This is a genomic window from Pseudoduganella dura (assembly GCF_009727155.1).
Taxonomy (GTDB): domain Bacteria; phylum Pseudomonadota; class Gammaproteobacteria; order Burkholderiales; family Burkholderiaceae_D; genus Rugamonas; species Rugamonas dura.
The window spans coordinates 888,963-907,512 of sequence record NZ_WNWM01000002.1 but is presented as its reverse complement, the minus strand read 5'-3'; the positions used below and the strand labels follow the sequence as shown (position 1 = coordinate 907,512).

Genomic DNA, 18,550 nt, shown 5'->3' with positions numbered 1-18,550 from the left:
CCGTTTGCGGCAGGCCGTTGCACGTATCCGATTCGCGTAGTCGATTAATTTTTTACTGGAGTAATCATGAACCACCCCCTGACCCTGGCCGAGGCCAACGCAATCCTGCATGCCGCGCTGGCCGATGCGCGCAGCCGCAACATGCCGCCGGTGGCGGTGGTGGTGCTCGATGCGGCCGGCCATCCCGTCGCGCTGCAGCGCGAGGATGGCGCCAGCATGCTGCGTGCCGATATCGCGCTCGGCAAGGCCTGGGCGGCCGCCGGCATGGGTGCGGCCGGCAGCGTGCTGCACGGGCGCGCGCAGGGCAATCCCGCCTTCTTCAACGCGCTGGCGGCGACCGGCCAGGGCAAGTTCATTCCCCAGGCCGGCTCGGTGCCCGTGCTGCGTGACGGCATCGTCATCGGCGCCGTGGGCGCCAGCGGCGGCAAGGGCGAGGACGACGAGGCGATCTGCGCCGCCGGTGCCGCCGCCGCGGGACTGGCGACGGCATGATGCGCGGTGCTCGTCAGTCCCAGGGCTGCACCTGCGGCATCGACGTGCACGCGCACTTCATCCCGCACGACTTTCCGCACTACCTGGGCAGTGCGCTGCCGGCCGACTGGCCGTCGATGGCGCCGGCCCATGCCTGCCACCGCCACGTGATGATCTCGGGGAAGGTGTACCGCACCGTGTCGGAAAAAGCCTGGAGCCCGAGCCGCCGCATCGCCGACATGGACGAGATGGGTCTGTCGCGCCAGGCGCTGTCGCCGATGCCGGAACTGCTGTCCTACTGGATGGCGCCAGCCGCCGCGGCGCAGCTGCTGCGCTACGTGAACGACCAGGTCGCGGCCGCCGTCGAGCTGTCCGGCGGGCGCCTCGTCGGCATGGGCGCGGTGCCGCTGCAGGACATGGACCTGGCGCTGGCCGAACTGGAGTACCTCACCGGCCAGCTGGGCTTTCGCGCCATCGAAATCGGCAGCAACATCAACGGCCGCCCGCCCGGTGCGCCCGAGTTCGCGCCGTTCTTCGCCGCATGCGAAGAAAAGGGCGTGGCGGTGTTCGTCCATGCGCTGAAGCCTGCCGGCACCGACCGCCTGATCGGCCCGTCGAACCTGCTGCAGGCGCTGGGTTATCCCTCCGAGGTGGGGCTGGCGGCGGCTTCGGTGCTGACATCGAACCTGATCGAGCGCCACCCCGGCCTGCGCATCGCGTTCAGCCACGGCGGCGGCACGCTGGCGATGCTGCTGCCGCGGCTGGAGCAGGCCCGCAAGGTGTTCCCGGCCCTGGCCGACACCATGCCCACCAGCCCGTCCGAGCAGGCGCGCCGCCTGTTCTACGACACGCTGGTGTTCGATTCCCCCACGCTGAACGTGCTGCTGCAGCGCTTCGGCGCCGATGCGCTGATGATCGGCACCGATTATCCGTTCGCGTTCCACGATCCGCGGCCGGTGGCCAGCATCGAGGCTGCCGTGGCCGATCCGTCCACGCGCGAAAAACTTGTCACCGGCAACGCGGCGCGCTTTCTTGCGCTCGATATTGCACCCGGTATTACGCAAGATATTGCGCCCGATATCGCGCCCAGTTCGAATCCATAAGGAGTATCCGCATGTCTTCCTCACCAGCCGGCCAGTTGCGCAGCATCGCGATCGGCGTCACCGACCTCGACGCGGCGGAGCGGTTCTATACCGGCACCTGGCACCTTGAAACCGTGGCACGCACGGCCGATGCCGCCTACCTGCGCGGCACCGGCAGCTTCCACCACATCCTGTCGCTGCACCGCGGCGCGCAGCCGGACGTGCGCAACCTGACCTTCAGCGTGGCCACGGCGGCCGACCTGGACACGATCGCCGCCCGCACGCCGGCAGCGGGCGGCGCGCTGCTCTCCGGCCCGGCGCCGCTCGACGAGCCGGGCGGCGGCAATGCCGTCGTCATCGCCGATCCGCAAGGCCGCATCCTGCGCTTCGTGCACGGCGACGAACGCCATGCCGTGACGGATGCGCGGCGCGACGCTCCCGTGCCTGACGCACCCGTACGAATCACGCACGCCGTCTTCAACAGCGCCGACGTGGCCGTGGCGCAACGCTTCTTCGAGGAAGCGCTGGGCTTCCGCCTGTCCGACCGAACCCGAATCATGGCCTTCATGCGTTGCAATAGCGACCACCACAGCATCGCGCTGGCCGATGCCGATGCGAACACGCTGAACCACATCGCCTTCGTGATGCCGGACCTGGACGCGGTGATGCGCGGCGCCGGCCGCATGAGCGATGCCGGCTGGCCGATCGAGTGGGGCGTGGGCCGCCACGGCCCCGGCAACAACGTCTTCGCGTACTTCGTGGGGCCGGACGATTTCGTCATCGAATACACGGCCGACGTGCAGCAGGTCGACGACAGCTATCGGGTCGGCGCGCCGGCCGACTGGACCTGGCCGCCGGGCCGGTTCGACCAGTGGGGCGTGTCGAAGCCGCCGTCGGACCGCATCAAGGCGGCGCAGAAAAAAATCCGTTTTACCGATATCACCGCATAACCTAGCCAAGCAACAGGAGAACCCATGAAATTCGTCAGCTACAGCAACAATCACGAAGCCCGCCTGGCCGTCGTCGACGGCGACAGCATCATCGACCTGAACCGCCTGGTGCCCGACGTGCCGTTTGACGCGCGCAAGGCGCTGCAATCCGGGATCGACCTGCTGGCCGCGGCGCGCCGCGCCATCGAACTGGCCGGCCCGGCCGACCGCCTGGCGCTGGCCGGTGCGACGCTGGCGCCGGTGGTACCGGAGCCGGGCAAGACCGTGTGCCTGGGCCTGAACTACTACGACCACGCCGCCGAAAGCGGCCGCGACAAGCCAGTCTATCCGTGGTTCTTCCTGCGCTCGACCACGTCGCTGCTGGCGCATGGCGAAGCCGCCGAACGCCCGCGCGTGTCCGAAAAACTGGACTACGAGGCGGAACTGGCTGTCGTCATCGGCAAGCGCGGCCGCCATGTCAGCAAGGAAGACGCGCTCGATTACGTGTTCGGCTACGCCGCCTTCAACGACATCTCCGTGCGCGATTACCAGAAACGCACGCCGCAATGGACCATCGGCAAGAACTTCGACCGCACCGGCGCGTTCGGCCCTGTGCTGGTTTCCGCCGACGAGCTGCCGCCGGGCGGTGCCGGCCTGCGCATCCAGTCGCGCCTGAACGGCCAGGTCATGCAGGATGCCAACACGAAGGACATGATCTGGGACGTGGCCGAAACCATTGCCCTGCTGTCCGAATGCGTGACGCTGGAACCGGGCGACGTGATCGCGATGGGCACGCCGGCCGGCGTGGGCCAGTCCCGCGTGCCGCCGGTGTGGATGAAGGATGGCGACACGATCGAAGTCGAGATCGAAGGCGTGGGCCTGCTGGTCAACACGATCCGCGACGAAGCATGACAATCCATTCCGAATACGACGTGGCGATCGTCGGCTTCGGGCCCTCCGGCGCGGTGGCTGCCGCGCTGCTGGGCCAGGCCGGCCTGCGCACGCTGGTGATCGACCGCACGGACGAGGTCTACCCGAAGCCGCGCGCCATCGCGCTGGACCATGAAATCATGCGGGTGTTCCAGAACCTCGGGCTGGCCGATGCCATCGCGCCGTTCTGCGAACCGTTCACGCCATCCGAGTACTACGGTGTGGACGGCCAGCTGATCAAGCGGCTCGCCACGGTGGAACCGCCGTACCCGCTGGGCCATACGCCATCGATGGTGTTCACCCAGCCGCCGGTGGAAGCGGCATTGCGCCGGCACGTGCGGGCGCTGCCCACGGTCGATGTGAAGCTGGGCCTGCGTTTTACCGGCCTGGAACAGGATGACGACACCGTCACGCTGTTCCTGGAAGATGGCGACGGGGCGCGCAGCAAGGTGCGGGCCCGCTACGCGATCGGCTGCGACGGTGCTTCCAGCGCGGTACGCGAGGCGCTCGGCATCGCGCTGGAAGACCTGCAGTTCGACGAACCCTGGCTGGTGGTGGATGTGCAGGTCAACGAGCGCGGCCTGGCGAAACTGCCGGCGACCAGCGTGCAGTTCTGCGAACCGGCCCGGCCGTGCACCTACGTGATCGGGCCGGGCAACCACCGCCGCTGGGAAATCTCGCTGCTGCCGGGCGAGGACCCGGCCCACATGGCGACGGAAGAGGGCGCGTGGAGCGTGCTGCAACGGTGGATCGGCCGCGACGACGCCACGCTGTGGCGCCAGGCCAGCTACCGCTTCCACGCGCTGGTGGCGAAGGAGTGGCGGCGCGGGCGCGCATTCATCGCCGGCGATGCGGCGCACCAGCAGCCGCCGTTCCTGGGGCAGGGCATGTGCCAGGGCGTGCGCGACGTGGCCAACCTGGCGTGGAAGCTGCGCGCCGTTCTCGGAGGAGAAGCCGGTGCCGAAGCGGGCGAGGCGCTGTTGGATACCTACGCGGCCGAGCGCCGCGAGCACGTGCGCCAGCTGACCACGCGCATCAAGGAAATCGGCGGCGTGATCTGCGAGCGCGACGTGGCGAAGGCTCGGGCACGGGACGCCGCGCTGCTCGACGCGGCCGGCGGCCAGGTCAGGACCCAGGCGCGCCAGGACATCATCCCGCCGCTGTCCACGGGCCTGCTGGATGGGGAAAACGCCAATGCCGGCACCGGCAAGCTGTTCCCGCAGCCGCGCGTGCAAGGCCCGGCCGGCGCCGCGCTGCTCGACGATATCGCCGGCACCGGCTGGCGCGTCGTCACCGACCTTCCGATTGACCAGCTGCCGGCCGGGCTGCTGCCGGCGGCGGCGGGCCTCGGCATGCTCGTTTCGCTGCCGGCAGGAGAAGAAAGTTTCACCAGCGGCCCGCACCGCATGCAGACGGGCGAGCTCGATGGCGTGGTGGCCGGCTGGCTGGCGCGGCACGGCGTGCGCGCCGCGGTGGTGCGCCCGGATCACTACGTGTACGGCGTGGCCGGCGACGGTGCAAGCCTGTTCGCGCTGGTGGCGGCGCTGACGTACAAGTTGAAATAAGCGGCTGAAATAAGCGGCTGCAACAAGAGCCGCAAGAGCAGCATCTGGACATATGCTGGAAAAGCACGACAACCGATAACGGAGACAAGCATGACCGAACAGTTCAAGAACGACGACAACATCCCGGACAGCCCGCGCCGCCGCACCCTGCTGGGTCTCGGCACGGCCCTGGCCGGCGCCGCGATGCTGCCCGGCGCCGCCGCCGCCGCCACCTCCGCCGCGACCAAGGCAAAAGGTGCGTTCCCGAAAGGCTTCCTGTGGGGCGCGGCGATCGCCGGCCACCAGGCCGAGGGCGACAACGTCAACAGCGATGCGTGGCTGCTGGAAAACGTGCAGCCGACGGAGTTCAAGGAGCCATCCGGCGCCGGCGTCGACCATTACCGGCTGTTCGACCAGGATATCGGCATGCTGGCGCAGGCGGGCCTGAACACGTTCCGCTTCTCGATCGAATGGGCGCGCGTGGAGCCGGTGGAGGGCCTGTTCTCGATTGCCGCGCTGGAGCATTACCGCGACGTGCTGGAAGCGTGCCGCAAGCGCGGCGTGCGCACGATGGTCAGCTTCAACCACTTCGTCAACCCGCGCTGGTTCGCCGCGCGGGGTGGCTGGGAAGCGGAAGGCGCCGCCGGGCTGTTCGCGCGCTACTGCGACAAGGTCGCGCGCCACCTGGGCCACCTGATCGACTACGCCACCACGTTCAACGAGCCGAACCTGCCGCGGCTGCTGTTCGGCATTCCCGGCCCGCTGTCCGGCATGGCCGACAACCCGCGCATGAAGGGCATGCTGGCCAGCGCCGCGCGCGCATCCGGCTCCGACAAGTTCTCCGCCTGGCTGTTCGGCGATCTCGACAAGATCCAGGCCGGCCTGCTGCAAGGCCATGCCGCGGCCTACCAGGCCATCAAGGCCGCACGGCCGCAACTGCCGGTCGGCTTCTCGATCGCGATCGCGGACGACCAGGCCGTCGGCGACCCGGCCATGCGCGACCGCAAGCGCGCCATCGCCTACGAGCCATGGTTCAAGGCGATTTCCGAGCACGGCGATTTCTTCGGCGTGCAGACCTATACGCGCGAGCTGGTCGGGCCGGAAGGCGTGCTGCCGCCGCCGAAGGATGCGGTGATGACGTCGGCCCACATGGAGTACTACCCGCAGGCGCTGGAAGCGACGCTGCGCTACACGGCGCAGCACGTGAAGGTGCCGCTGTACGTCACGGAAAACGGCACGTCCACCGACGACGACAGCCAGCGCGTGGCGTACATCAACACGGCGGTCGCCGGCGTGGCCAATGTGCTGAAGGACGGCATCGACGTGCGCGGCTACGTCCACTGGTCGCTGCTGGACAATTTCGAATGGATCTTCGGCTACGGTCCGCGCTTCGGCCTGATCGACGTGGACCGCAAGACGATGAAGCGCACAGCCAAGCCGAGTCTCGCGGTGCTGGGCAGGATCGCCAGGGCCAACCGCATCTGAACGGAGCACGCCGCATGGACAAGAAATCCACGATGGCCGGGCACGCGCGCCGCGCCATGATGAGCCTGGCCGTGATCGGCACGTTCGCTACGCTGGCCCCGGTGGCCGAGGTTGCCGCGCTCGACCTGCGCGAATTCCAGGATCCGCCGAACACGGCGCGCCCGCGCGTCTGGTGGCACTGGTTGAACGGCAATGTCACGAAGGAAGGCATCCGGAAGGATATCGAGTGGATGGCGCGCTCGGGCCTGGGCGGCCTGCAGAACTTCGACGCCGAGATGATGACGCCGCAGGTCGTTGCAAAACGGCTGGCCTACATGGATCCCGGGTGGAAGGAAGCGTTCAGGTTCGCCGCGCAACTGGCGGAGCGGAACAAGCTGGAATTCGGCATCGCCGCTTCGCCGGGCTGGAGCGAAACGGGCGGGCCGTGGGTGCCGGCGAAGGACGGGATGAAGAAGGTCGTCTGGTCCGAAACCGTCGTCGAAGGCGGCGCGCCGCTCGACGTGAAGCTGGCGCCCGTGCCGGGCACCAGCGGGCCGTTCCAGGACCTGTTCGTATTGCCCGATATCATGGGGCACGTGCCGGATGCGAAGACGCTGCCGCGGTCAGGCGGCGATATCGCCGTCTATGCCTGGCCGGCCGGGGAATGGGCCACCGGCCTGCCGTCCGTCCGCCTCGGCGACAGGACGCTCGACGCGGGCAAGCTGGCGGCGCCGGGCAACGCCGACATTGTCGAGATCGCGCCACCGGCCGCCGACGGCGCGATCGTCATCACGCTCGATTATCCGGCGCCCCGCACGGTGCGCTCGGCCACGCTCTTCGTGGCCGGCGTCGGGACCATTTTCGAGGGCGCGGCCTATACGTCGGTGCTGGAATCGAGTACGGACGGGCAGGCATGGCGCAAGGCCGGCGACCTGCCCCTGTCCCTGGTACCGGCCACGGCCGGCTTCGCACCCGTCACGGCGGCGCACTTCCGCGTCGTGATCAAGCCCACGCCGCCGGTCGTCAATCCGGGCTTCATGCCGGTGCCAGGCGCCGACACGGGACCGTTCGCGGCGATGGCCAAGCCGAAAAACCTCAGGTTGACCCAGCTTGTCCTGTCGGCCGAGCCGAGGGTGAACGGGTTCGAGGCCAAGGCCGGTTTTGCAACGGTGGCCGATTACCACGCGCTCGATGCCGCCGCCGATCCGGGCGAGGCCGGCACGGCCCCGTCGCAGGTCATCGACCTGACCGCCAGGGTGGGCGCCGACGGCACGCTGCGGTGGACGCCGCCCAGGGGCAAGTGGAAGGTCGTGCGGCTCGGCTGGTCGCTGACCGGCATCGAGAACCACCCGGCGACGCCCGAGGCCACCGGCCTGGAAGTCGACAAATACGACGGCCAGGCAGTGCGCCGCTACCTGCAGACCTACCTGGGAAACTATGAAAGCGCGGTCGGCAAGGACATGATCGGCAAGCGCGGCGTGCGCGCCATCGTGACCGACAGCACCGAAGTCGGTACGTCGAACTGGACGCCGCGCCTGCTGGAGCAGTTCAGGCGCCTGCGCGGCTACGATGCGAAACCGTGGCTGCCGGCCCTGACGGGCCTCGTCATCGGCAACCGCGCCCGCACCGACGCCTTCCTGTACGACTACCGCCGCACGCTGGCCGACCTGGTCGCCAGCGAGCACTACGGCACCGTGGCGGCCGTCGCCCGCGAACGGGGCATGAAGGTCTACGGCGAGGCGCTGGAAAGCGCCAGGGTCTCGCTCGGCGACGACATGGCGATGCGCCGCCACGCCGATATCCCGATGGCGGCGATGTGGACGTACCGCCCGGATCTCGGCCCGAACCCGACCGCCATCGCCGACATGCGGGGCGCCGCCTCGGTCTCGCACATCTATGGCCAGAACCTGGTGGCGGCCGAATCGATGACGAGCGCCATGGCGCCATGGGCGTTCGCCCCGGCCGACCTGCGGCCGATGATCGACACGGAATTCGCCAGCGGCGTCAACCTGCCGGTGATCCACACGTCGGTGCACCAGCCGCTGGGCGAGGACAGGAAGCCGGGCCTGTCGCTGGCGATCTTCGGCCAGTATTTCAACCGGAACGAAACGTGGGCCGGCATGGCGCGCCCGTGGGTGGACTACATGGCCCGCGGCGCCTGGCTGCTCCAGCAGGGGCGCTTCTACGCCGACGTGGCGTACTTCTACGGCGAAGAGGCGCCGCTGGTCACGCTGTACAAGGCCGGGCAGCCGGCCGACGCGCCGCGGAGGTACGCGTACGATTTCGTCAATGCCGACGCCCTCGCGGACGCGCTGTCCGTGAAGGACGGCGACCTGGTCGCGAAGAGCGGCGCGCGCTACCGCGTGCTGTTCCTGGGCGGCTCCAGCCGCAGGATGACGCTGGCCACGCTGCGCAGGCTGCATGCGCTGGCGACGCAGGGCGCGACGATCGTCGGCGAGGCGCCGGAGGGCTCGCCGGCGCTCGGCGACGATCCCCGGCGGTTCGCTGCGCTGGCCAGGCGCATGTGGAGCAACGGTGCCGCGACCTTTGTCGGCAAGGGCCGCGTCGTGAACGGCCGCGACGTGGAAGCGGCGCTGGGCACGCTCGGCCAGGCGCCGGACGTCGACTTCGGCACCGGCGCCGCGCAGCTCTCTTTCGTGCACCGCCGCCTGGACGACGGCGACGTGTACTTCATTTCCAACCGCACCGCTGCGGCGGTCGGCACGGAGGCGCTCTTCAACGTGCGCGGCAAGGCCCCCGAGTTCTGGCATGCCGACAGCGGGCGCAGCGAACCGGCAAGCTATCGCACGCAGGACAACAGGACGGCGGTGCCGCTGTCGCTGGGCGCGAACGAATCGGTCTTCGTCGTGTTCCGCAAAGCGGCCGCCGGCCCGGCCGCAACGATCGCGACGCCGGCATGGACCCGGGCCGCGACGCTGGACGGCGGATGGCAGATCGGTTTCGACGGCCTCGGCGCCCCGGGAGCGATCGCCGCCGGCGCATTGGGTTCCCTGGCCGACAGTGCCGATCCCCGGGTGAAGTATTTCTCGGGAATCAGCGTGTACCGGCGCGGCTTCACCCTTCCGGACGGGGCAGGGCCCGGCATGCCGATGAAGATCGATCTCGGCCGGGTGGGCGACGTGGCGGAAGTGATCGTGAACGGCAAGTCTGCCGGCATCGCCTGGAAACAGCCTTACGAAGTCGACATCGGCTCGCTGGTGGTCGCGGGCGCCAACACCGTGGAAGTCAGGGTGGCCAACCTGTGGGTCAACCGCCTGGTCGGCGATGCGCAACCGGGCGCGCAGAAGGTCACGTTCACCGCCGCGCCGACGTACCGGGCCGATGCGCCGCTGCGTCCTTCCGGACTGATCGGGCCGGTCACGCTGCGGGTGCAGGCCAGCAAATAGGCAATGAAGGCAGGCGATAGCTGGTATCGCCAAACAAGGCTTTGGCGATGCCGGCGGCCCCACTAAGCTGGGACATCAATTCGAATATTCAGGAGACAAAAGTGGGCGGAATCATTTTCAACAACGTACGCATCTTCGACGGCGCCCAGCTGCGGCCCGGCACCGGCGCCGTGCGCGTGGAGGGCAACCGCATCAGCGAGGTCGCCGACGGCGGCCGCGGCATCGAGCCCCAGGCCGGCGACCGCGTCATCGACGGGCAGGGCGGCACGCTGATGCCGGGGCTGGTGGAGGCGCATGCGCACCTGTCGTGGCCGAGTTCGGTGGAGCGTTTCGTGCCCGGCATGGCGCTGCCGCCGGAAGACCTGGTGCTGACGACGGCGCGCAACGCCCGTATCCTGCTCGACCATGGCTTCACGAGCGCCTATTCGGCCGGCTCGCTGAGCAAGTCGGTCGAAGTGGTGCTGAACACGTTCATCACGAGCGGCGGCATGCCCGGTCCGCGGCTGGTGGCCTCGTCGATCGAGCGCTCGCCGCCGACCATCGACGAACTCGATCCCGGCCAGGTGGCCGATCACGGCAAGGGGCCCGATTCGGTTCGCGCGTTCGTCAAGGAATGCGCATCGATCGGCGCCAAGTCCGTGAAGTTCCTGCTGTCCGGCGAGGATGCGCTGATGCCGGGTGCTTCGCAGCAGTTGCTGTACACGCAGGAAGAAGCCAGCGCCGCCGGCGAACAGGCGCGCGAATCGGGCGTGTGGCTCGCTTGCCACGCGCAGGCCAACGAGGCGGTCAAGATGGGCCTGCGCGCGGGCTTTCGCGTGCTGTACCACTGCACCTATGCGGACAGCGAAGCGCTCGACCTGCTGGAAGCGAAACGCGACGAGATCTTCATCGCGCCGGCCGTGGGCATCATCCAGGCCACGCTCGACGCCACTCCACCGCCGCATTTCGACATGACGCACATGAAGACCAGCGCGGCCGAGGTGCTGGCGCTGCAGAAGAAGCTGGTGCCGGAACTGAAGCGGCGCGGCCTGAAGGTGCTGCCCGGCGGCGACTACGGCTTTCCGTTCAACCCGAACGGCCGCAATGCGCGCGACCTCGAACTGTTCGTCGAGCACTTCGGCTACACGCCGGAAGAGGTGCTGTCGGCCGCCACGCTGCTGGGCGGCGAGCTGATGGGCATGGGCGACGAACTGGGCCAGGTGAAGCCGGGCTTCCTGGCCGACCTGCTGCTGGTGGACGGCGACCCCGTGGCGGACGTGAGGGTGATGCAGGACCGCAAGCGCCTGCGCGCCATCATGAAGGACGGCCGCTTCCACAAGGACCCGGCGCTGGCCGGGCTGGCGGGAGCGTAATAGTGAATGCGAACGTGAATGCGCCGGATATGCGCAAGCTGGAAAAGGCGATCCGCGCCGCCGGGCCCGTGATCGATCCCGCCTTCGCGAAGAACCTGTATGCGCCGCTGCTGGCCAATGCGCCGCGTGGCGGCGAAGTGCTCCGCGACATCGCCTACGGCGACGATGAGCGGCACCGGCTCGACGTCTACCTGCCGCTCGGCGGAGTGGACAAGGCCCCGGTGGTGATCTTCCTGCACGGCGGCGGCTTCATCCGTGGCGACAAGGCCGACCGCGCCGCCGTCGGCGATTATTTCTCGCGCCACGGCGTGCTGGCGGTGCTGCCGAATTACCGGCTCGGCCCGCGCCACCGCTGGCCGGCCGGCGCCGAGGACGCGGCAGCGGTGCTGGCGTGGGCGAGGGCGCATGCGGCGGCACACGGCGGCGATCCCGATCACATCGTGATGGCCGGAGAATCGGCCGGCGCGGCGCACGTGGCTGCGGCCACGCTGGTGCGGCGTTTCCACCCGGCCGAAGGGCTGAGGATCGCCGGCGCCTTTCTCGCTTCCGGCGTCTACAACGCGGAACTGGAACTGCTGGCGCGCAGCCAGCTGAACATCGCCACGCCGGACCCGCGCAACGAAGCGTATTTCGGCACCGATTTCACGGCGTACCGGGCCATGTCGACGGTGGCGCTGGCCGACGCGGCGCCGTTCCCGCTGGCGATCAGCTACGCGGAGCTGGACCCGGTACAGATGCAGGCGCAGGCCGGGGAGCTGTTCGCCACGCTGGTCACGCGGCACGGCTTCCAGCCGAAGATCTCGGTGGTGCGCAACCATAATCACCTGACGCAGGTGTATGCCATCAACAGCGGCGACGATGCGCTCGCCGGCCCTCTGCTGGCCTTCGTGCGCGACCCGCAGGCCTGATTTTCCCGGCTGTTGCGTGACCGGGCCTGCGCGGCGCACGCGGGCCCGGCTACGCTACTTCCGCACTCGCTTTTTCAAACGCTTCTGCACACGTTTCTTCACACGCTTCTTCACACATCCTTACGCATTTCCCGCGCACTTTGCTAGTGACACGCACGATAAAAAAACATACAGTGGGAGGATAAAAAGCAGCAATGAGTCATAAAAAGGAGACAACAACATGCGATTCAACAGGCTGGACCTGAATCTTTTGCTGGCGCTCGACGCGCTGCTGGAAGAACAGAACATCACCCGGGCCGCGGCCCGCGTCAACGTCAGCCAGTCGGCCATGAGCGGCATGCTTGCCCGGCTGCGTGAATTCTTCGAGGACGACCTGCTGGCCGCCGTGGGCCGCAACATGGAGCTCACGGTGCTGGGCCGGCAGCTGGTGGGCCCGGTGCGCGACCTGATCCTGCACGTGCACGCCACCGTGGGCATCCGCGTCACGTTCGACCCGGCGCGCGAAACGCGCTGCATGAAGATCATGGTGTCGGACTATGCCACCGAGGTGTTCCTGAACAAGGTAGTGGCCCGCGTGCTGCGCGATGCGCCGAACATGACGCTGGACCTGGTGCCGCTGGCGGACGACGCGGCCGAGAAGCTGCGCCGCGGCGAGAACGATTTCCTCATCATCCCGCGCCATTTCCTCGACCCCGAGCACCCGCAGCGAACGCTGTTCGAAGACCATTACTGCGCCGTGATCTGGGAGGGCAATACCCAGGTCGGCGACGTTCTCGATGCGGCCACCTACGATCGGCTGCCGCATATCGCGCCGATGCTGGGCCGGCCCCGCTCGCCGACGATGGAAGAACTGCTGCTGAAGGCGCAGAACGTGAACCGGCGCATCCGCGTGGTGACCGCCGATTTCACCAGCATGGCCACCGCGCTGGTCGGCACCGACCTGGTGGCGACGATGCACACGCGCCTGGCGCTGGCCTGCGCGCGGCGCCTGCCGATCCGCGTGCTGCCGCTGCCCTACGCGCTGCCGCCGATGGCCGAATGCCTGCAATGGCACCGCTTCCAGGAAAACGATCCCTGCCACATCTGGCTGCGCGGCATCATGCTGGAAATCGGGCGGGGCATGCCGGCCAACGGCGAGCTGCCGAAGTCGCCGCACGGCGCCAACGCGCTGGAAACCATGCCGGCAATGCGGTTGCCGGCACTGGAAACGGCCTGAAGGCCGGCTAGTTCGCGCGCTGCGCCGCCGCTTCCCGCAGCAACGCGTCGATGCTGGCCAGGTCCACCGGCTTGGTGAGACGGGCATCGAGGCCGGCTTCGCGCGAGCGCCGCCGGTCCTGTTCCGTGCCCCAGCCGGTCAGCGCCACCAGCATGGCCTGCTGCAGCTCGCCGAGGTCTTCGATGTCGATCCGGTATTGCAGCCCGCCTTTTTCCATCGCCGAATCGAACACTCCGGCCAGGTCGGTGGTCAGCCGCGCCAGGTCGAGCGGCACGTAGGTGGCCGTCGCCCGGCCGGCCTCGATGCGGGAAAAGTCCAGCAGCGAGTTGACCAGTTTCAGGAGGCGCAGCGAATTGCGGTGGGCGCGGTCGAACGCATCGCCCACCACGGGCAGCGCGCTGGCCCACACCTGCCTGAACGCGCCGCCCATCGCGCGTGGACGCTGGTCGCCGCAGATCGGGCGGTAGGCGTCGTTGTGGATCTGGATGCCGTCCGCCCCATGCGACCAGGATCGGGAAGGTGGACGACAGGCACAGGCTGACCGAGGTGCGCAGGCTCTGCGGCCAGCCCTCCAGCGGTCCCAGCGACGTGCCGGACCAGTCCATGGCGCGGATCAGCGCGCCCATCTCGCCGCCGCCGGACAGCCAGCTGAGGTCGTGGTTGATCGGGGGGGGGCGCTGGGAGAGGATATGGGTGTTTTACGGGCAGGATTGGAACGACCGTAGTGATCGTCCGCATATTGTAAATCAGTAATTGCCGGTTACCCGATAAAATTGCCGAAGGGCAGGCCTAGCGCGGGTTCCCGCTGTCGCCGCTGCCATTACCGAAAGACCAGGGAGATTTATGTCCGCTTTACCCATTACCGTCGAACAGGGGATCGCCGCTGCGGGCGTCGGCAGGTTCCAGTACCGCCTGTTCGTGATTTTCGGCCTGGTCTGGATGGCCGACGCGATGCAGGTGCTGTCGATCGGCTTCACCGCGCCGTCGATCGCGAAGACCTTCGGGCTGGCGGTGCCGCAGGCGCTGCAGACCGGCACGTTCTTTTTCATCGGCATGCTGGTCGGTGCCTTCGCCTTCGGCCGGCTGGCCGACCGGATCGGGCGGCGCCCGGTGCTGATGGCGGCGGTGATCGTCGACGCCTGCTGCGGCGTGGCGTCGGCCTTCGCGCCCGATTTCACGTGGCTGCTGGCCCTGCGCTTCCTGACGGGCATCGGCGTGGGCGGCACGCTGCCTGTCGACTACACGATGATGGCGGAATTCCTGCCCAGCGACAGGCGCGGCCGCTGGCTCGTGATGCTCGAATCGTTCTGGGCCGTCGGCACGATCCTGCTGGCGATCCTGGCCCTGGTGGCCGTGGGGTGGGGCGACGATGCCTGGCGCGTGATCTTCCTCGTCACCGGGCTGCCGGCGCTGGTCGGCGTCGTGCTGCGCCTGTATGTGCCGGAATCGCCGATGTACCTGAGCCGCAGCGGCAAGCCGGAACAGGCGCGCCAGGTACTGGTGCGCGTGGCCACGGCGAACGGCCGCAGCGCCGACCTGCCGCCACTGCGGGCGGAGAACGCGCCGCGCCAGTCCGTCTTCGCGCTGTTCTCGACGCGCCTGCGGCGCCGGAGCATCGCGCTGTTCATCGCCTGGGGCCTCATTTCCATCGCCTACTACGGCGTGTTCGTGTACCTGCCGGTAAAGCTGGGCGCGGAAGGCTTCGCCTTCATGCGTGGCCAGGTGTTCCTGATCGTGCTTGCCCTGGTGCAGTTGCCCGGCTTCGCACTGGCCGCCTATGGCGTGGAACGCTGGGGGCGCAAGCCCACGCTGGTGGGCTTCCTGGTGCTCAGCGCCGCCGGCTGCATGTGCTACAGCCTGGGCACGTCCACCGCGCTGGTGGTGGGCTCGACCCTGCTGATGAGCTTTGCGCTGTTGGGCACGTGGGGCGCGCTGTATGCGTTCACGCCCGAGGTGTACCCGACCGATCTGCGGGCCAGCGGCATGGGCACCGCCGGTGCCGTGGCGCGCTTCGGCGGGCTGTTCGCGCCGGCGATCGTGGCACCCGTGATGGCCACGCATTTCACGCTGGCGCTGGCGATGCTGGCGGCGTTCCTGCTGGCCGGGGCGGTGGCCATTGCATGCGTGGACATGGAGTCGCGGAACCGGGTGCTGGAATAGGCTTCGGAGCGTCGTGCTCTGCTTTTCATGCGACGCAGGCCGACCATAAACCGTACATACTGCCGCGGACTCGGATGAGTAAATTCCCTCGTGACATGCAGGTTTCCCTGTTCTGCAAGTCGCTGCCTTCGTTTGATGAGCCAGCAACAGCAGGTATTCAAGACAAAAACCAGTGTGTTCATGAAGGCTTACGCATGCAAGACGGCTCGTTCGAATCCAGGTGCGTGGTCCAGATGCGCAACAAGGCAGGAGACAGCCTGGACGTCTTCGGCCCATTCGTTCACGGCACACCGTCGACACGGTTTATCTGCTTGAGCTGGAAACATCCTGGTTGAACTGTTGATGCGCTCTTTTTCAGCGGTGGTCGGGACGGGGCGCTGGCCAGCGTCGCGGTCTTGCTGCCGTACCTGGCGACGTAGCGTTTCCAGCGTGCAGCCTGTCTTGCCTGCAACGGATTCGATCGCTGCCCACTGCGAGCTGTAATCGCTGGCTGCCCCGCCGCCCATGCGCACGGCACGCCCGATGACCTCAGGGGAGTATTTGGGTTGTTTCTTCATGGCTGGATTCTCTCAAACGATGGAGCCTCTGGAAAACCCGGGGCGATTCATTGCCGTGCACCGAAGCGGCGGTTCAACTGTCTTCTATTTCCTTTGGCAGAGCTGCAAATTCCACACAGCACTTTGTTACAAAATAATATTTTATTGTCTTTGACAGCAAGTTATTAGCCATCGAGAATGGCCAAGGCATCTCTTAATTAAAAATTAAGTATCGGTGCTTCTCCTGCGCGCCAACAGGTATAGAGCTATACGTTCGCCGGCATCACGGCGATTAGGGGTATGTCTGTATAACCCGTCGAGGAATGCCTGAAATTAGTGGCACTTCAGCCGACGTACGAGGGCGCGTTGTTCGGCATTCTTGGTGTTCTAGCAGCCAAGCGTAACCGTGCTCCTGATAGATGCGGCGCGGCTGATCCCGGATGGGCATCGGTGGCGCCGGTTCATTTTACAAAGGGACTAACAATGATTCAAAAAGCAACTCGAAAAGCATTGCTTGCTCTTGCGGCCTGCATTTTAGCGACGTCCGCTCATGCGGAAACAATCGATTTTGAGTCTCAGGACGGCGGTTACGGCTACTATCCGTACAGCTTTCTCGAGGATAATTTCAGGGTAAATTACTCGTCAATCAGTCCATTCGGCTTTTATCTCCTTGACGACCCTGCGGACCATTTGGGTATGTGTAGCCCTGGTTGCGCCTCCAACGGAACCACTGCTTTTTATTTGTTTAACGAGAGTAGTGTGACGATCAATCGCCCTGATGCAGAAATGTTCTCTTTGATTTCATTGGATGTTGCCAAGACTTTTCTTGGCAACGACAAGCCCGTGACTCTGACGTTGACTGCGACCGGTCTCAATGGCGTCGTAACGAGTACGATTCTCATCGACGCGGAGGCGGCTGACGCATTTTCAACTTTCAAATTTGAGGATTTCACCAACATCCATTCCTTGACGATCACCGGTGGACAGGAGTTCCCGGAGTTTGCCATTGATAACGTCATCCTTTCTCCAGTCCCGGAACCCGCGTCCTGGGCGACGCTGATCATCGGCCTCGGAGTCATTGGCGGTGCATTTCGCCGGCGGCGCTTAGCTCGCCGTCCCGGCTGACCGTTCGATATTGACGGCGTACAGCGCCGTGCAATACGGCGCGCCCAATGCTACTGCGGGAGGTTGGGCGCCCATTCACGCAGCGTTGGCAAGCCGGCCCCAAGCGGTAAGCAAAGAATTACGAAACCGTAAGTGTCTTCGTATGCGACCCAATCCCGCTTCGATTGCGGGATGCATCAAATTATCACTTGACTGGACGGGAAATAAGCTATTCGCAGTTTGCAAGCTGAGGCATTGCCCACTCGCCCTGAGTCATGGTGTTATTTGGCGTCGATATGGATGCGGCAGCAATTGCCTCGGCAAAACCTGGGTTTTCGCTCGCAAAACGCCGAAACTGAACTGCCGCCTCTGGATTCCCTTGCTTTGCAGCGCGATAAAAACAGATTTCCGCTCTGCTAGAACCTGCGCTTTGCCCGGGTACTTTACCATTTTGATACATGAAACCAAGTCTTGTCTGAGCCGACGAATTACCCTGTTTCGCCAGGGGCTTCAACCACCGATAGGCTTCATTGAAGTCGGGGGTAACGCCGTGCCCTTCAAGATAGGCTACCGCGACTTGCATCTGCGCATCGAGATGTCCCTGGTTAGCAGCTGCTTTATACCACTTCACGGCTTCAGCGTGATTGGCCGTCTTTGCGTCGTCTTGCGAATACAAGACCGCTAGATTGTATTGAGATTCCGGATCTCCTTGCTTTGCGGCTGCCACAGCCCATTTGAGAGCCTCTTTCCGATTCTTGGCTGTACCACCAGTTCCATAAAAATAAATTTCCGCTAGTATCCCTTGGGCCTCAATATTTCCCCGTGTCGCGGCAGAGCTAAGCCATTTGACTGCATCCTGCGGACTGGCTTTCGTTCCGGTGCCGAAAAGATAATAGAGCCCAACAGCAGTTTGCGCATCCGGGTGCCCCTGATGTGCAGCGGAACGCATCCGGGAAAAAGCTTTGATGGGATCTGCGGACACCCCAAGACCTTTAGCGTAGCGTACCCCGAGGGTATAGTTTGCCCCAGCGTCTCCAGTACGGGCGAGTACTTCGAGCTCTTCTAATGAGCGCTGATCAACGGTCGAGGCCGCTGTACTGGCTTTCAGCGGTGCCTGCTTCTCTGATGCGTTGGCGTCTACCGATGTGTTGGCTGCTGCCGCCATAAAAATGTAGATGATCGAACAAGTAAAAACAGATCGCCAGATTTGGGAGACTCGCATCTTCAATAGCTCAGTGGACAAAAGTTAGAACATTATCTCACAAGTTTCCATGTGGCAATATGGCATTGTGTAACTGTAACGAGACCCCCATGCTATTGGCCATCCGCTTTGGGGTTATTGTCTTGAGAAACACCCCTTGATTGCAGCCCCGTTGCGGCCTACTGCCGTCTATGCAGACGAATCGAAGCCAGGGCCAATCCGGCAATGCCGGCAGCAGTCCTGGAA

At 66.0% G+C, this 18,550-nt stretch carries 15 protein-coding genes and 1 pseudogene; 13 read left to right on the top strand and 3 right to left on the bottom strand.

All coding sequences use genetic code 11. The features are described from left to right. Positions 1-66: 66 nt before the first annotated feature. The 10 genes from GJV26_RS04140 (at position 67) to GJV26_RS04095 (ending at position 13,303) form a co-directional block, all read left to right on the top strand. Complete coding sequence (locus GJV26_RS04140) at positions 67-492, top strand: GlcG/HbpS family heme-binding protein (protein WP_155707717.1); 426 nt, start codon at positions 67-69, stop codon at positions 490-492. Beyond that, positions 489-1,574 carry an amidohydrolase family protein gene (locus GJV26_RS04135; protein ID WP_155707716.1) on the top strand — a complete coding sequence of 362 codons (1,086 nt, stop codon included), beginning with the start codon at positions 489-491 and terminating at the stop codon, positions 1,572-1,574. Before GJV26_RS04140 ends, GJV26_RS04135 begins: the two co-directional genes overlap by 4 nt. Positions 1,575-1,585: 11 nt before the next feature. Continuing rightward, positions 1,586-2,503 carry a VOC family protein gene (locus GJV26_RS04130; protein ID WP_155707715.1) on the top strand — a complete coding sequence of 306 codons (918 nt, stop codon included), beginning with the start codon at positions 1,586-1,588 and terminating at the stop codon, positions 2,501-2,503. A gap of 24 nt (positions 2,504-2,527) precedes the next feature. Continuing rightward, positions 2,528-3,394, top strand: a complete 867-nt coding sequence (locus GJV26_RS04125; protein ID WP_155707714.1) for a fumarylacetoacetate hydrolase family protein — start codon at positions 2,528-2,530, stop codon at positions 3,392-3,394. Then, positions 3,391-4,977 (top strand): bifunctional 3-(3-hydroxy-phenyl)propionate/3-hydroxycinnamic acid hydroxylase, encoded by a 1,587-nt coding sequence (locus tag GJV26_RS04120; RefSeq protein WP_155707713.1) that lies wholly within the window; start codon positions 3,391-3,393, stop codon positions 4,975-4,977. Before GJV26_RS04125 ends, GJV26_RS04120 begins: the two co-directional genes overlap by 4 nt. A gap of 90 nt (positions 4,978-5,067) precedes the next feature. Further along, positions 5,068-6,441: a family 1 glycosylhydrolase gene (locus GJV26_RS04115; RefSeq protein ID WP_155707712.1), complete on the top strand. Its 1,374-nt coding sequence runs from the start codon at positions 5,068-5,070 to the stop codon at positions 6,439-6,441. A 14-nt stretch (positions 6,442-6,455) separates the two neighbouring features. Beyond that, complete coding sequence (locus GJV26_RS04110) at positions 6,456-9,827, top strand: glycosyl hydrolase (RefSeq protein WP_229419165.1); 3,372 nt, start codon at positions 6,456-6,458, stop codon at positions 9,825-9,827. A 101-nt stretch (positions 9,828-9,928) separates the two neighbouring features. Then, a complete protein-coding gene (locus GJV26_RS04105) occupies positions 9,929-11,179 on the top strand; it encodes an amidohydrolase family protein (protein ID WP_189441665.1) in 1,251 nt (416 codons plus the stop codon). A gap of 2 nt (positions 11,180-11,181) precedes the next feature. Continuing rightward, complete coding sequence (locus GJV26_RS04100; RefSeq protein ID WP_229427899.1) at positions 11,182-12,087, top strand: alpha/beta hydrolase; 906 nt, start codon at positions 11,182-11,184, stop codon at positions 12,085-12,087. A 220-nt stretch (positions 12,088-12,307) separates the two neighbouring features. After that, on the top strand, positions 12,308-13,303 hold the full coding sequence (locus GJV26_RS04095; protein ID WP_155707710.1) for a LysR family transcriptional regulator: 996 nt from the start codon (positions 12,308-12,310) through the stop codon (positions 13,301-13,303). Positions 13,304-13,310: 7 nt separating this feature from the next. Here GJV26_RS04095 and GJV26_RS30070 read toward each other — a convergent pair whose 3' ends face one another. Next, the gene (locus GJV26_RS30070; RefSeq protein WP_229419164.1) at positions 13,311-13,733 is read right to left on the bottom strand and encodes a hybrid sensor histidine kinase/response regulator; all 423 of its coding nucleotides are present in this window, start codon (positions 13,731-13,733) and stop codon (positions 13,311-13,313) included. Positions 13,734-14,146: 413 nt separating this feature from the next. Here GJV26_RS30070 and GJV26_RS04085 point away from each other — a divergent pair, with 413 nt between their 5' ends. Further along, a complete protein-coding gene (locus GJV26_RS04085) occupies positions 14,147-15,463 on the top strand; it encodes an MFS transporter (RefSeq protein WP_155707709.1) in 1,317 nt (438 codons plus the stop codon). Further along, a complete protein-coding gene (locus GJV26_RS30660; RefSeq protein WP_371866443.1) occupies positions 15,424-15,798 on the top strand; it encodes a DUF5990 family protein in 375 nt (124 codons plus the stop codon). Before GJV26_RS04085 ends, GJV26_RS30660 begins: the two co-directional genes overlap by 40 nt. Here the strand turns inward: GJV26_RS30660 and GJV26_RS04080 are convergent. Next, positions 15,790-16,020: pseudogene (locus GJV26_RS04080) on the bottom strand (IS3 family transposase); the annotation flags it as partial. The gene GJV26_RS30660 and the pseudogene GJV26_RS04080 overlap by 9 nt on opposite strands. Before the next feature lie 345 nt (positions 16,021-16,365). Between GJV26_RS04080 and GJV26_RS29865 the strand changes: the two are divergent. Beyond that, positions 16,366-17,124 (top strand): PEPxxWA-CTERM sorting domain-containing protein, encoded by a 759-nt coding sequence (locus tag GJV26_RS29865; protein WP_216643107.1) that lies wholly within the window; start codon positions 16,366-16,368, stop codon positions 17,122-17,124. Between the two features lie 208 nt (positions 17,125-17,332). Here GJV26_RS29865 and GJV26_RS04070 read toward each other — a convergent pair whose 3' ends face one another. Further along, the gene (locus GJV26_RS04070) at positions 17,333-18,325 is read right to left on the bottom strand and encodes a tetratricopeptide repeat protein (RefSeq protein ID WP_155707708.1); all 993 of its coding nucleotides are present in this window, start codon (positions 18,323-18,325) and stop codon (positions 17,333-17,335) included. Positions 18,326-18,550 lie beyond the last annotated feature (225 nt).

Excerpts from the sequence above, each read along its gene's own strand:
- GJV26_RS04140 (WP_155707717.1), top strand. The coding sequence starts at position 67 with ATGAACCACCCCCTGACCCTGGCCGAGGCCAACGCAATCCTGCATGCC.
- GJV26_RS04135 (WP_155707716.1), top strand. The coding sequence starts at position 489 with ATGATGCGCGGTGCTCGTCAGTCCCAGGGCTGCACCTGCGGCATCGAC.
- GJV26_RS04130 (WP_155707715.1), top strand. The coding sequence starts at position 1,586 with ATGTCTTCCTCACCAGCCGGCCAGTTGCGCAGCATCGCGATCGGCGTC.
- GJV26_RS04125 (WP_155707714.1), top strand. The coding sequence starts at position 2,528 with ATGAAATTCGTCAGCTACAGCAACAATCACGAAGCCCGCCTGGCCGTC.
- GJV26_RS04120 (WP_155707713.1), top strand. The coding sequence starts at position 3,391 with ATGACAATCCATTCCGAATACGACGTGGCGATCGTCGGCTTCGGGCCC.
- GJV26_RS04115 (WP_155707712.1), top strand. The coding sequence starts at position 5,068 with ATGACCGAACAGTTCAAGAACGACGACAACATCCCGGACAGCCCGCGC.
- GJV26_RS04110 (WP_229419165.1), top strand. The coding sequence starts at position 6,456 with ATGGACAAGAAATCCACGATGGCCGGGCACGCGCGCCGCGCCATGATG.
- GJV26_RS04095 (WP_155707710.1), top strand. The coding sequence starts at position 12,308 with ATGCGATTCAACAGGCTGGACCTGAATCTTTTGCTGGCGCTCGACGCG.
- GJV26_RS30070 (WP_229419164.1), bottom strand. The coding sequence starts at position 13,733 with ATGGGCGGCGCGTTCAGGCAGGTGTGGGCCAGCGCGCTGCCCGTGGTG.
- GJV26_RS04085 (WP_155707709.1), top strand. The coding sequence starts at position 14,147 with ATGTCCGCTTTACCCATTACCGTCGAACAGGGGATCGCCGCTGCGGGC.
- GJV26_RS30660 (WP_371866443.1), top strand. The coding sequence starts at position 15,424 with ATGCGTGGACATGGAGTCGCGGAACCGGGTGCTGGAATAGGCTTCGGA.
- GJV26_RS04070 (WP_155707708.1), bottom strand. The coding sequence starts at position 18,325 with ATGCGAGTCTCCCAAATCTGGCGATCTGTTTTTACTTGTTCGATCATC.